The organism is Paenibacillus dendritiformis, from assembly GCF_021654795.1.
Classification (GTDB): Bacteria; Bacillota; Bacilli; order Paenibacillales; family Paenibacillaceae; genus Paenibacillus_B.
Genome location: NZ_AP025344.1, coordinates 6,234,523 through 6,248,234 on the forward strand (window position 1 = coordinate 6,234,523; position 13,712 = coordinate 6,248,234).

Below are 13,712 nucleotides of genomic sequence, written 5' to 3' on the forward strand. Positions count from 1 at the left end.
TCGGGTCTATCAATGAAATAGCGGATAAAGCCTACTTTCCATAATGCAACAAACTTTCGTCATTCTCTATTCCATAAACAATAGAATCAATTTCATAAATCGAAAGTCTTGCTATGACTGGGTTTTTAAGGTACAGAAAAAGGAGTACCTCCCCAAATCTCGAATAAGTAAAGTATCCACACAATACCCAAAGAGATGAGGCGAACTCCCTATGCCCTATATTCGACATGAGAGCTTATTTACCCTGCAAGAGCTTTATGAGATGGAACAAAAAGATCGTTTTCGTGAGATTTTTTCTACAATCGACATCACTCCGATCTTGCGTTTGGTCAGGAAAACATCTTTTTATGGTGCCCCCATTGAAGTGAATTATAGGGCGATGGTCTATTCCTTGATTGTTAGAATCGTTGAACGTATTCCTACGATTAAAGATTTAATAAAGAGACTTCAACATGACATCTTATTCCGCATGGATTGTGGCTTTATGCTTTCAGAAGCGATTCCTTCGGCCTCTTCCTATTCCCGGTTGGTGCGCAAGATGAGCCAAAGCCATGCACTGGAGGACATGCAAGAGCAGTTACTCGAACAAGCCATGGCAGAAGGATTCATTACAGACGATACGGTTGCAATCGATGCGACCCATATCGAAGCTCGGGATCAGGCACCTGCGAAGCAAGAAAAGGAAAAACCTGAGCCAAAAAAGCGTGGGCGAAAAACAAAAGCCGAACGTGAAGCTTGGCTCAAACAAAAGCAAGAAGAAGAGGAACAAAAACCAATCTTCGAAAAAGAAATTGCCGCTCAATTAAATGAATCATTCCATGTTTTGCGAGATCAAATGCCTCTTGATCCGCAGTGGGGAGTCAAGAAAAATAGTGATGGAAAAAATGTCTTTTGGTATGGCTATAAAGGTCATCTTGCCATTGGAACGCAGAGTCAGTATATCCTCGGAGCCTTGCTCTCTTCCGGAAGCTTGAATGACGGTAAAGCGGCCATTCCACTCCTAAAAGGGGTTGCTTCACAGCATCCGAATTTCAGTTTCAAGTACGCAACCATGGATGCTGGATACGATTATGAACCTATATACAAGCAAGTTCGAGAAGCAGAGGCACATGCTGTAATTGCGTATAACCGTCGCCGAGAACCAGAACACGACGGATTTGACGAACACTTCGCCCCAACCTGTGTAAGGGAGCATTCTTATCGTTATGACAGCTACGATTCAAAATATGGAACACTCAAATATGTTCGACCGAAAGAATGCGAAAGCTGTCCATTGGCGCATGATTCACTTTGCCAGAAAGTCTATAAAATGAAGATAACAACTGATCTTAGAAAATATACCGCCCCGGCCAGAGGCTCAAAGCATTGGAAAGAAATCGCTAAGAGACGTTCTGCAGTCGAAAGAGTGAATGCTTACTTGAAGGAATTCTTCCAATTGAACAATGTGAGACACCGAACGGGTCAAAAAGCTAAGGTTCATTTTAACTTGGTTACTTTGGTTTACAATTGTATAAAATTAGCATGTGATCGTTTAAATCGTCAATTCCAAGAGCAAGCTGCATAATTTTCAAAAAAGGAAATACTTTAATTCGGTTAATCTACAGTTTTGTAATTATGCATTATGAAATTGATTCAATAGCTGATTATTTCTTCTGATCCTCTCTTCTTTCCCTTGTTATCCACTATCAGCTACTGGATAGAATTCATTAACGCGAAGAAATATTTCGGTTCATGAGTCTGATAAAGATTGAACCATGACTGTAATGTGTCTGGTGCAAATACATCCAGCACCTTCAATACATGCATCGCAAATTCCAACGGAGCTATTCCTGATGCCGTAACTAAATTCCCTTCAGTTACTGCTGGTTCCATTTCATAATATTTTTCTCCAGTATAATTGGGACAGATCATTTTCATATATTCTAGGCTGTTGCTTGTATGCCTTCTTGAGTTTAGCAATCCCATCTTTGCAAGTCCTACGGTTGCACCACAAATCGCCGCAACAACAGTACCTTCTTTTAACGATGCAGAAGCTTTTTTCAATAAAGGTTCGTGAATTGCTTCTGTCCAAGTATTTCCGCCCGGAAGAACTAAAACATCGGTCCGTTCCAAAATACACTCATCAATAGAAATACTAGGCAGTATTTTCAATCCTCCCATTGTAGTAACAGGATTTTTATCAATGCCTACAGCAACCACCTCTAAAGGCGCTAATTCTTTTTTAAAATACCTTCCCGAGTTGAGTTCCGCAATTAAATAACCTACCTCCCAGTCTGACATTGTATTAAATACATAAAGATACACTTTTCTTGTATGCATAACAGCACTCCTTTTGTAAGGGATGAATCGATATACCCTAATATAAAAAAACTTTACTGACATCCTCCGTCAGTAAAGTTTTTAAGCCTGATAATAATCAATTAACTCATATAGAACCTCAATAAGTTTTTGCTTCAAACTTAGTGGTTCAATGACTTGAATAGATTTACCGTAAGGTAACAGTAAATACGGTACATATGTATGAATTGCTTCTTCTTCAAGCAGAAATACAGCTTTCTTTGAAGTTCGTTCTCTGAAATGATGCCCTAAAAACCAATGCTGGCATAAATTATCCAACGCACTGGTCGTACCGCCAACAACGAATGGCATAAGTCCTTGCTTATCTGCTGTTTCTGGAAGCAGGCTTTTCATAAAAAATTCACCGGCCGAAAAGGACGTTGGACGATTGAAGGTAATTTCTGTTTGAATAATACTGCGAATTCGCCCTACTCTAAAACTGCGGACTTCATTCCTTAGATGACAAAATGCAATGACATACCAGTTATTATTCCAATAAATCATTCCATATGGATCAACAATCCTGCGCTTGGATTGCTCTTCACGATTTGTATGATATTCAATTTCTACAGATGATTCGTTTACTATACCTTGCTCCAATTGCTTCAATATTGGCTCCATAGATGATTTTCCAGTTGGACTTATGACTTCAAGCCCTTGTAAATGTTGCTTAATCCTTCTTTCCTGCTCTTGATTTGAATACATTGTTAGCTTTGGTGTCGCTCGGTCTAATGCCTCTCCTAAAAAGTAGCCAGCTTCTTGGGCAAAAACAGCAGCATGAAGTAATGCGGTTTTCTCATCAACATCGAAAAGAAGAGGACTTTCAATAAAATGATTCAACAGGGTATACCCCCCATGATGACCTGTGTCCGCTATAATCGGCACACCACTCGCAGAAAGCGCATCAATATAACGGTAAACCGTCCTTATATTCATCTCTAACTTTTCAGCTATTTGTTTTGCGGTAATTTTCCTGCCTGAATGCAACATCCATAGAATCGCCATCATATTATCAATTTTAGACATAATGCTTTACCTCAATTCATTTTGCTTGCGGCGTTGATCTTCCCTTCGACTTCTCCTTCAATGCTTTAAAATCCTCTACGAAGAACCTTAGTAAATTGGGTCTCCTTCTTACGGCAAGCGGGTGATAGGTAAAGCTGATCGGGACACCCTCAAACTCGTGCCAGCAAATAATACCGACGGCTGCAACAGGATCTTGGCCTTCGGATTTCCTTCACCCAAGATAACACGACAGCGTTCACAATGCTCAATACCTTCGGGCACTTGTTCTTCAGGCAAGATGACAAAGGGATGGACCATTTCCGTGTATCCATCTCCTTCCTTTCTTTCGGCACGCACTGATTTCATTATGCCCACCCAAAGCAAAAAGTTGCTTTTATTTATAGTACGGATCACTGGAACGTCTGAAATAGCAAAAAAAAGAGACTGTTATTTATACAGCCTCAGTGATATGGTAGTACCTGTAGAAACCATATCAAAAATTGTTTATTAGCCTTAATGATAATACCCCACCTTACTCTCAGTACGCTCAAAATTCCCCCGGGAGAAACGGAGATATTCCATTCCAGCCTTCCCTTTGCCTTACATAATGATACATGACCGCCAAAGCGTTCGTTTGGATATGAGCCTTCTCCCGCTGTAAGAATTCAGTCTGCATGTAAATGAGAATTAGCTTGGTCGATCTTGGTCAGAATCACCTTTAAATATTAAAGGTATGTAGTTGGTATCCCTACTTTCATAACTGTAAGTAACATCAATATTTTTTTGCACAAAAGGTTCAAAAAAATTAGGAATGATGAGCGATGGATAGTTTCCCCTATTTATAAATCCACTTTCCATCATAAGTTTGTCAGGCATGCCCACATGAATAAAATCAATATATTCAGCATCGTATTTCGCTAACAATTCCAGGAAGCCATCCAAACACCCACTTAGTGCATCATGAGCACCAAAATAATCAACAATTCGAATACATGCGGCAGATCCGTGCGTACATTTTCGCCAGAACAAGATGCCTGCAACGTCAGACGCTGCATTGCAAATTTTCGTTGCTTGGTACGAGTAGATGGGATGGCGGAAATATCGGTTTTCATAATAGAGCTTAGATTTATAAAACGGAATCGTATGGATCACAGGGCCTTCTAATTGCCGAAATTCATCCAACGAACAATCCAATAGAGCTTTATTTGATGGTACTGCTTGCTTCGCATAGCAATCTGCGGTGTCTACATTCGAAGCAATATGAAACGTTGTTTTCTTGGGATTGATGATGACGTGTTGGTCAGCAATGCCCGTTATGGCTTTTAATTTTTTGGCTAGACCAATCGCGATCTTTGATTCTCCAAAGCCAACTTCTGCACATGCATGACCCGTTTCGTTTTTTTTCCACTCAACCATCAATCCAAGTCCAGGCTCCTGAATATCAGGGCGAATTTTCCACATGCTCCCCCATCTTACAGGCGTCTTAATCGCGGGATCAAAATGGCTGGAAAGTGTGACCCCAACCATCGCATGGATTTCCTCGGTTTTTTTATGTTTCGCAATCACAAAATTGTATTTGTTGCTAGCTTTATCATAATGTTGCCATGATAAAAATTCAGGTGATCTCACAAAAATATGATTCTTTTTCCAATAGGTATCAATAAATGCAACTACATCGCCAATTCGATCGACAGGGCAAAATTCAAATACATATCGATCCTCGAAATAAGGTAAGTACTTTTTGAATTGTGAATGTTTCATAGGTCATTAATCCATATAATCGAGAATATCTTGAACAGATGTAAATGAGCGGATCGTATCACCCGAAAGAGGTTTCTTGCATTCTTCCTCCATCATCACAATTAATGATAGCTTGGCCATGGAGTCCCAGCTCTCAATATCATCCAACAGCGTGTCGGCATTAATTTCTCCCGCCTCCACCTCCAGCAATTCCTCTAATAATTTCATTTTTTTACTGAGTTCCATCATTAATTCCTCCAAAAATGTATGATATTTGGTAGTTCACTCCTGTACATTTAAGGCTGGGTCGTCATAAAATTCATCCGTATAGATCATAGGCAGTATATTTTCGGCTAGTAAGCTTGCACTCATTACCCCCCATGACAACCCTACGCCAAATCCGCTCATCAGCGCCTGAATCTCACCGCGATCCTGTGCACCATAACGATCGACAAGCGATAAAGGTATCGAGGCACCGCTAGTGTTTCCATATCGATCGATGCTGACAAGCAGTTGTTCAGGGCTTGCCTTTACACGTTTGGCAATTTGCTGTAACATGAAGAGATTGGCCTGGTGCAAAGCAAGACAATCATAGTCTGAAATCGATTTATTTTGTCCAAGCAAAAACTCATGGATATGCTTAGGGATATCCGTGATACTGAAGTTGAATACATCCGTGCCCTTCATAATCGGATAAGCATAACTTCTGTGGCCAAGAGCGAGTTCTTCAGGAGTTAAGGTCATGGCTCGAAATGCACCATTCGGTATCATAATCGCATCATATCTGCTGCCATCTGAACGCAAAGCGATTTCGATCGAGCGGGCCTGTACGGATTTTTCAATGAGAATGGCTGCCGTTCCATCCCCGAACAACAAGGAAGATACGCGGTCTTCTTGCGAGCCCAGCTTGCTGGATGTATCCCCGACGATGCACAGGGCACGCTCACAATTTAAGCTGGTTAAGAGTGAACAAGCACTGTGCACGCCATAGATGAACCCGGAGCAGCCCAAGTTAATATCCATTGCCGCACAGTCAACGGTTAGACCTAAACGCTGGTGTAAAATGGAGGCGGTTGCTGGCACCCTGTAATCCGGTGTCTGTGTTACATAGAGCAACACGCCAATGCTTGAGGGGTCAATCTGTTTCGTTTGTAATATTGCTCTTGCAGCGACATAGCCCAAATCGGAAGAGAGTTGCTTGCGAGTTGATTGGCGTGAACGTTTAACGCCTACCATTTTGATGGTTTTTTCCACAACGTCCTTGCCAAACTTCTCATATAGTTCTTCTGCGGTAACTTCCTGCGTTGGTGTTGCACACGCAATGCCGGCAATTTGTAAGTTATTGAACTTACTGAGTAGCATCGTTCATCCTCCTTTCCGGCTATAACCACAAATTAGTTGAATGATTCAACGCGAAGTAGTGCTATACCAAAACACTAGCATCCACAGATAAAATATGCCCGGTGATGTAACTGGACATACCACTGGCCAGAAACACACAGGCATCAGCGATTTCTCTCGGTTGACCCAGCCTGCCAAACGGGATATGGTCGAGGTGTACCTGAAGATGCTTCTCACCGATCGAGCGCATCATATCGGTGTCAATCATGCCAGGCGCGATTGCGTTTACACGAATGCCTTTTGGTGCAAGTTCCTTTGCAGCTGTCTTGGTCAGCGATATGATAGCACCTTTCGTAGCTGAATAAACGAGTTGACCAGGGTTCCCTGTTATTCCTACAACTGATGACAAATTGATAATGCTGCCACACTTTTGAGTGATCATCAGCTTGCTGGCTAATTGCAACATTTCCATCGTTCCAAAGACGTTCACAGCGAACAGTTGTTCCATTAGCGAGCGACTGATCGTTCCGATGAGCGCATCTTTCATCATACCCGCATTATTGACCAAAACATCCAATCGATTCGCTTCCTTCTTGATCTTCAAAAAGGCTTTTCTTGCCTGTGCCACATCAGCAACATCGAAATAAAGCGGCACGACCTGAGTATGCTCGGCACAATATTCATCGAGACATCCTTCTACGCTATCATTAGCGTAAATAAGTTGCGCGCCTTCTTCTACAAAGCGTTCAAGTGTAGCGCGTCCGATTCCCTTTCCGGCACCGGTAATAAAACAAATTTTACCTTGTAAAAGCATGACTCAACTCCTCTGAAGCAAGTTGCCTATGGTATCGATATCGCCATGGCCTGGGAATACCAACATATCCTGCCGCAATCCATATAAATAGGGTTGGGTAACCGATTGATACGCTTGGCGGTTTCCGCCTGGCAGTCGCGTTACGACAGGTGTTCCGTTAGTCAAACTATCACCCGTGAAAATAATGTGATTGTCCACCAGGATACATACGCTGCCAATTGAATGGCCCGGTGTTTCTCGAACATACACATGATGGCCAAACCAAGTGAGTTCCAGTTCGTTTGTAAATATTTGATCGGCTTTGCAACTGTAAGGCTGCACATTCATTTCCTTGATTTTATTCCGTATAGATTCATTTTGTAAACCAAACAATGCCGTAAAATATTGCGATAAGTTCTTCCGAGGATCCTGAATCCTCTCCCCACAAGATGCTGAACAAAGCACTTGGCAATGGGTAACCTCGCGTAGCCAGTTTACGCCGGAAATATGATCATAGTGCTCATGCGTAAGCAGGACTTGTACCTGGTTGATCGAATGATATTGCAAAAATGTATAGAGTTCATCTTCTATAAACGGATCAATGATCAAAGCGCGATCCTTTTGATGAATCACATACATACGAGAGTCGATCGGTTCAAAGTAAGAACAGTAAATGGAAGATTCAGTAAGTTGATACACAAATTTCACAAAAATCAAACCTTCCTAGCTCCATTATCATGGCACCATAGCTTAATCCACTTCCAAAGGCGCTAAGGCAGCATGTAAAGCTCTCATGAATCAATCGCTCACCTAAATTAAAGGCTGCTGTTAACGGGATCGACGCACCGCTTGGATTGCCAAAGTTTTGCACAATATTCATAAAAAGCTTTTCCCTGGGAGCACCAATTTTGTCAGCCAGCTTCTGCAGCATGAATTTATTCGGTTGATGAAAGACATACCAGTCGATTTCCTTTTGGCTAATTCCGGAAAATTCAATCGTATTGGCTATCAGAGGAGGGACTTTCGTCATCACAAACTGGAAGACGGCCGTGCCATCCATAACGAGATTTTCCAGACTGCGTATGTTGCCGTCACCACTATCTCTCATCTGAGCCGTTTCTGGACTGCAGGGCATGCGTGATCCACCGGCTGGGATGATTAATGCTTCGCCTTGTGTCCCGTCCATAGAAACTTGAAAATAAATAGGCTTGGCCGCTTCATCCTGCTCGACAACGGTAATCGTGGCACAGTCTCCGATTAACGGGTAGCTGTTGCGATCCTGCTTGGAAACTTTCTTGCTCAATGTGTCTGTATTGAATAGCAGCACTTTCATCCCTGGATTGTAGTCAAGCAGCATGAACGCTTGCATCAATCCGATAAGAAATCCATTGCAGCCCTGTAAAATATCCAAGCATAATACTTCTTCGGAAAGACCAAAATGGGCTTGAATCCTATTGCTCACATGAGGAACGAAATGATCGGGTGTGATCGTAACGACAATCACGGCACAAATGTCTGCTTTGTTAATCTTTTTCGCTTGCAGCAGTTGCTCCAATCCATAGATGCAAAGATCGGATGAGGCGGTATCTTGCTTGACGACTCGATGCTTCTCAAAGCCCATTACCGATTTCAACCGTTTGGTTTGTGCTTCGGGAAATGTATAATTGCCAATTTCATCGTCAAAAAACACTTCCGATTCGGGCAACACACACATGATTCCGGATATTTTCTTATTACGAAATACCATTTTCATAAGGTTTACTCGCTTTCATGCATGTTATTGCACATCACCGCCGCTTTTCTTAACAAGGCCAGCAATGGCAGGAAGACTCATAAAATGTTCAGGCACAATATCGAGCGGATCAATTAAAACGGTAAACTTATCCTCCAGTTCAGTCACGAGCGATACGATGTCGAACGAATCCAGCAAGCCGTCGCTTATAAAGTCAGTGCTTGATGCAAAATCGCATTCCGGTCGAAGTTCTTTTAAAATATCCATGATCGTATCCATCATCGTCACTCCTTGGTTTGTATGTGTATCTAACCCCAAAATTTCACCTATTCTTTCAAAATCATAATATAATCCACAACGCCATCTTGGACAAACCCATTTCTCTCATGGTAAGCGATAGGGCCATGGCACAGCGCATTGACCCATAAGTAACATTGTTCAATGTGTGGACTGTTTTGAATTTTGTGTTGCCACATTTTTCGTCCGAAATGTTGCTTACGGTATTCGTTGCGTACGACCACAAACCCCAAACAGGCTATTTTTTTGTTTTTGGAATCAAATGACGTAAGCCCTGCAATCCGTCCATCCCGGCGAATGATAAAAACTTCTTCGTCCTCTATCATCCTGCGTACGGTTGCCAGGGAAGGAAAATGGGCAGTAATAGGATCGAACTCGTCATGTAATATGTCTAGTATTTCCTGAGCATCAGCAGTTTGCGCCAACTCCACTTCCGCTGTATTGACTTCGGCATCTCGATCAATCGTTGCACAAGTCATACGAATAAACTTCGCATAGCAAGTGAAGCCATATCTGGTCAATTCTTCGCTTAGGCGGATCCCTTGTGGCTCCTTTACTACGATATCGCAAACAACCGTTAAATCTGTTGAAGGGATCAGTCTCCTAAGCTCTTGCAACGCTTGTTCATCACGGGCGTAGTAATATACCCGCAATAAACTGCCGTCAGGAATAAGCACAACGGATGCATCCTGTCCAATCACCACTTTCAGATCGCTCGAAAGTTCGATTTCCTCAAGCCGATTCTTGGTAAACATTGCGTTGGTTCTCATTTGTCGGGATTTGATGCTGCGGATAAACGCAAACAATCGTTCTACTTGTTCCAATGACTGTCCCTTCTTCGCAAGTATAGTTAGCGGCTCTCACTTAGTTGCTGTTTCAGGTAAAGGCGATCAATTTTGCCATTTGTGTTCCGCGGTAATTCCTGCAGACACACATATTTGTTCGGAATCATATACTTGGGCAATAGTTCGGCTATCGCTTTACGCATATCAGCAGGCTGCATATCCGTTAATGATTCGTAGTAGAATACTATCTCCTTGCGAACATGATCGTAAACAGCACATCCATTTTTAACCAATTTCATGCTGTTGATGATTACATGCTCGACTTCACCAAGATCGATGCGGTAGCCCATGTGCTTGATTAAAGTATCTTTGCGTCCTCTGAAAATCAATTCGCCACGTTCATTCTTCAATACAATATCGCCCGTACGATAAATTAGCTCTGGATAGGCGGACTGAAGTGGATTTTGCACAAAGGCAGCGGCTGTTTTTTCCGGATTGTTATAATACCCCATTGCAAGGGAAACGCCGCGAACGCACAACTCCCCTTCTTCATTGACTCCAGCAAGTATGTTTTCATCGTTTAATATCAAGATATCGGTATTCCGACAAGGAAAGCCGATCGGAACAACTTCATCATCCCGAAAATCACGATCTACGATAAAATATGTACAATCCAGCGTAATCTCGATAGGTCCATATAGGTTAATAAAGCGTGCATGCGGTAAATGCCTTCTCCACACATTTAACTGCTTCGTTGGAAATACTTCACCGGCAAACCACACCGTCTTGAGGTCGGGCAACTCAATGTGATCAAGCAGCCCCATATTGGCGATATTGACCATAATGGTAGGCACCCAAAAAATATACGATACTTTGGTTTCCTGCATTAGGTTCAATATTTTTACCGGAAACGGCGACAGCCCATCCGGTATGATCACGATGGTACTGCTCTTTGCCATGAGCATGCACAGTTCAAAACTATAAATATCAAATACAATCGGCGAGAGGCTTCCTATGATTTCATCATTGTCAATGCCTAGTGTTTCAACAGCCCAATCCGTAAAATCAATAAAACTCAAATGGTTGAGAACTACGCCTTTTGGTACACCCGTAGAACCAGACGTGTTAATAATACAACTTGGATCGGTGCTTATCAGCCGCTGAAGCCGTGCAGAAATCAGTTCTTCCTCGTAAACCAACTGTTGAAAATCCAACGTATCGAAGGTAACGATTTGCACTTCGGATGCAATTTCCTTTAGGTGCCCAACGTATTTACTGTTCGTAAGGACCAATCTCGGCTGGATCAACTCGATAATACTACGAGTACGTGCCGCCGGAGTTTTTATATCCAAATTCATGTAGGCGTTGCCGCTATACAGGATCGCAATATCGGAAACGATGCTTCCGATGCTTTTCTCCATATACACGGCGATTGGAGCATTAATCATGTCGCCCATTATTCGGCTGATGAAACAAGCCAATTTCTTCGCGTTGACGACTAGTGTCTTAAAGTCGATCGATTGGTTATGATCGATGACAGCGATTTTATCAGGTGAAGTTTTTACTGTTTGATCGAGATATTCCGTCAAATGGATGTACATCCCATTCACTCACTTATCTGCTAATATTTTAATAGTATACTTAATTTGTTTCGCAATGTAACAAGTATTAAAATGTTCTTATGGTGATGTAAAAATTCATTATGACTAGCCTAAATTACGAGGGATTAACTCCTGCAAGCATTGCGCAAATAAGTGTATCATTTATCGATTACGGTAATATGACTTTATCAGCTTCCTGTATGCATCACTATATACTACTATCGGTATTTCTACGTAACATTTTAACCCTCTTTTTTGTAGACGCTCTTGAATGCGATGGGGATATCCAACAAAAATGGCCGACGCTCCTGCCCCTGAGCTGATTCGCTGTACGGAAAATTGGGAGTCTTCTTCTGAGTGAGGATATCGTTCTGGAAAAGATAAAATTAAGGATATATGTAAAAATATTCCATAAGAGCCCGTTAATGAGCATAGCCCCATAAGTACATACAACCTTTCACTTATTTAACTGAGTATGCAATTGGAATAATATCTTTCAACAATGGAAAGTCCCGTTGTATTTTTCCAAATCCGTACTCCAACATCTCACTCACTTTGTAGATGGCATGTTGTCATCTTGATTTTCAGGTACCTTAACAGACATACATCGTGAAAGCTTGCATCATCGGGATCGCAGAAGCTTAAGGGAAGAAGGTCTATGGTCATGCTCTCGTGGAAGCCATGCTCGGGCGGGTTATGTAGTATATCCTTTTGCAACAGAAGTTATGGATCCAAAAGCAAGAGCAAGATTGATCTGGCGTGACATGATCCGTCAAGTGCCCAAGTCTCATCACCGAACTTAGGGATTAATGGATTCGTGGCATCCTTCTGCCTCTGTTCTTCAGGTGACTAGCGCGCAGGATTTATGTCATTAGCGGTCTGAAGGCCAAACATCGTTTACCCACAAGGGATTCCCCAATATGTTTACAAACAAGCTCTATCCGGAGTAATTCTCGCCCAAATTTAAAAACAGCTTAGAACTGCATAGGGAGACTGTCAGTTTTTGGATTTACATTTTCTTTAAGTGTTTGTTGGGCATGTACAGTTATTTATGATGTTTTAGTTTGTTTACAGAAAACTTTCTTCCTATAAAAAAACGCCGACTCAATGTCAGCGCACCAATTCTTATCATTCTAAACTATAACACTGTAATTTACGGTGTTACTTAAGGGCTGAGCTTTTCTGTTCCTTCTCTGATCTAAACTAAGCAACAGTTTTCCAACCCGTATTTTAACAAACTGATAGAAAGATTATAGAAACCTTCCGCCATCTAAATAAACGCTTCTTCCTGTCATAAAGCTAGATTCATCGCTTAATAAAAAAGCGGCCAAGGCTGCAACGTCTTTGGGTTGTCCTAATCCAAGCAATTGTTTTTGTACCAAAGCTTCAAACTTTTCCTGACCCATATCTCGTTCATAGTTTTCGGTTGAATCAGACTGAATCATACCTGGACGAATGCTGTTAATACGAATTTTTTTAGAGGCTAGTTCAAAAGAAAGTGTTCTCACTGACGCGTCTACTGCCGCCTTGGCTGCAGAGTATGCCGTTTGACCCGGTTCACCGTTCTCAGCTGCAAACGAGGAAATCGCAATTATACTGCCCCCCTCATACATGTGTTTTTTTTTAGTAATTTGCTTCACAAGTTCTATGAAGGCATAAAAATTCACTTGCATGTGTTGGTGTAAAATGGAAGAACCGAGCGACCGAAGCGGCATGATCGTTCCACCGCCAGCTGAATGAACAAGCCCGTGAAAGGGGCTGATCGCTGCTGAGTAAGAAATCATCGGTTCAATCTCCTCCAAATTTGTGAAATCACATACGTATTGCTCGTGACCACTCCCGTGTAATCTAATCATTAAATCTCCGAGTCTCTTTTTATCCCTAGCTGTGACGACAACTTGAGCACCCACCTTGGAAAGATGGATAGCAATTTCTTTCCCTATTCCTCCAGTTGCACCCGTAACTAGAATTTTTTTGCCAGTTATACTCATAGAGCACCTCCAAACTGCATATTCATTATCCATTCAAAGTTAGATAAACGGGAAAAGCTGACGACCAGACTTATTTCTTTGAAATAATAA

General features: G+C 41.9%; 14 protein-coding genes and 1 pseudogene. 1 reads left to right on the top strand and 14 read right to left on the bottom strand.

Translation table 11 applies throughout. The features are described from left to right. The first annotated feature begins 211 nt into the window (after positions 1–211). The gene (locus tag L6439_RS27670) at positions 212–1,564 is read left to right on the top strand and encodes a transposase (protein ID WP_213471782.1); all 1,353 of its coding nucleotides are present in this window, start codon (positions 212–214) and stop codon (positions 1,562–1,564) included. A gap of 125 nt (positions 1,565–1,689) precedes the next feature. On the opposite strand, the gene L6439_RS27675 is transcribed toward L6439_RS27670, so the two are convergent. From L6439_RS27675 to L6439_RS27735, 14 genes and pseudogenes are all read right to left on the bottom strand, one after another. Further along, positions 1,690–2,319, bottom strand: coding sequence for a type 1 glutamine amidotransferase family protein (locus tag L6439_RS27675; protein WP_213471600.1), 630 nt, complete (start codon positions 2,317–2,319; stop codon positions 1,690–1,692). A gap of 81 nt (positions 2,320–2,400) precedes the next feature. Next, on the bottom strand, positions 2,401–3,363 hold the full coding sequence (locus tag L6439_RS27680) for a helix-turn-helix transcriptional regulator (RefSeq protein ID WP_213471601.1): 963 nt from the start codon (positions 3,361–3,363) through the stop codon (positions 2,401–2,403). 16 nt (positions 3,364–3,379) lie between these two features. After that, a pseudogene (locus L6439_RS29905) lies at positions 3,380–3,526 on the bottom strand (uracil-DNA glycosylase); the annotation flags it as partial. Beyond that, positions 3,472–3,708: a hypothetical protein gene (locus L6439_RS27685; protein WP_237096672.1), complete on the bottom strand. Its 237-nt coding sequence runs from the start codon at positions 3,706–3,708 to the stop codon at positions 3,472–3,474. The pseudogene L6439_RS29905 and the gene L6439_RS27685, both read right to left, overlap by 55 nt. 321 nt (positions 3,709–4,029) lie before the next feature. Next, positions 4,030–5,103 (bottom strand): hypothetical protein, encoded by a 1,074-nt coding sequence (locus L6439_RS27690; protein WP_213471602.1) that lies wholly within the window; start codon positions 5,101–5,103, stop codon positions 4,030–4,032. A 6-nt stretch (positions 5,104–5,109) separates the two neighbouring features. Continuing rightward, entirely contained in the window at positions 5,110–5,331 is a 222-nt protein-coding gene (locus L6439_RS27695) for a phosphopantetheine-binding protein (protein WP_213471603.1), read from the bottom strand. Between the two features lie 33 nt (positions 5,332–5,364). Beyond that, a complete protein-coding gene (locus L6439_RS27700) occupies positions 5,365–6,444 on the bottom strand; it encodes a 3-oxoacyl-ACP synthase III family protein (RefSeq protein ID WP_213471604.1) in 1,080 nt (359 codons plus the stop codon). 61 nt (positions 6,445–6,505) lie between these two features. Beyond that, positions 6,506–7,237, bottom strand: coding sequence for an SDR family NAD(P)-dependent oxidoreductase (locus tag L6439_RS27705; RefSeq protein ID WP_213471605.1), 732 nt, complete (start codon positions 7,235–7,237; stop codon positions 6,506–6,508). 3 nt (positions 7,238–7,240) lie between these two features. Next, positions 7,241–7,924 (bottom strand): MBL fold metallo-hydrolase, encoded by a 684-nt coding sequence (locus L6439_RS27710; protein WP_213471606.1) that lies wholly within the window; start codon positions 7,922–7,924, stop codon positions 7,241–7,243. Further along, positions 7,899–8,969, bottom strand: coding sequence for a 3-oxoacyl-ACP synthase III family protein (locus L6439_RS27715; protein WP_213471607.1), 1,071 nt, complete (start codon positions 8,967–8,969; stop codon positions 7,899–7,901). Before L6439_RS27715 ends, L6439_RS27710 begins: the two co-directional genes overlap by 26 nt. A gap of 24 nt (positions 8,970–8,993) precedes the next feature. Then, complete coding sequence (locus L6439_RS27720) at positions 8,994–9,230, bottom strand: acyl carrier protein (protein ID WP_237096673.1); 237 nt, start codon at positions 9,228–9,230, stop codon at positions 8,994–8,996. Positions 9,231–9,274: 44 nt separating this feature from the next. Further along, complete coding sequence (locus L6439_RS27725; RefSeq protein ID WP_213471609.1) at positions 9,275–10,069, bottom strand: GNAT family N-acetyltransferase; 795 nt, start codon at positions 10,067–10,069, stop codon at positions 9,275–9,277. Between the two features lie 26 nt (positions 10,070–10,095). Next, positions 10,096–11,619, bottom strand: coding sequence for an amino acid adenylation domain-containing protein (locus L6439_RS27730; protein ID WP_213471610.1), 1,524 nt, complete (start codon positions 11,617–11,619; stop codon positions 10,096–10,098). Between the two features lie 1,262 nt (positions 11,620–12,881). Next, on the bottom strand, positions 12,882–13,622 hold the full coding sequence (locus L6439_RS27735; protein ID WP_213471611.1) for an SDR family NAD(P)-dependent oxidoreductase: 741 nt from the start codon (positions 13,620–13,622) through the stop codon (positions 12,882–12,884). Positions 13,623–13,712 lie beyond the last annotated feature (90 nt).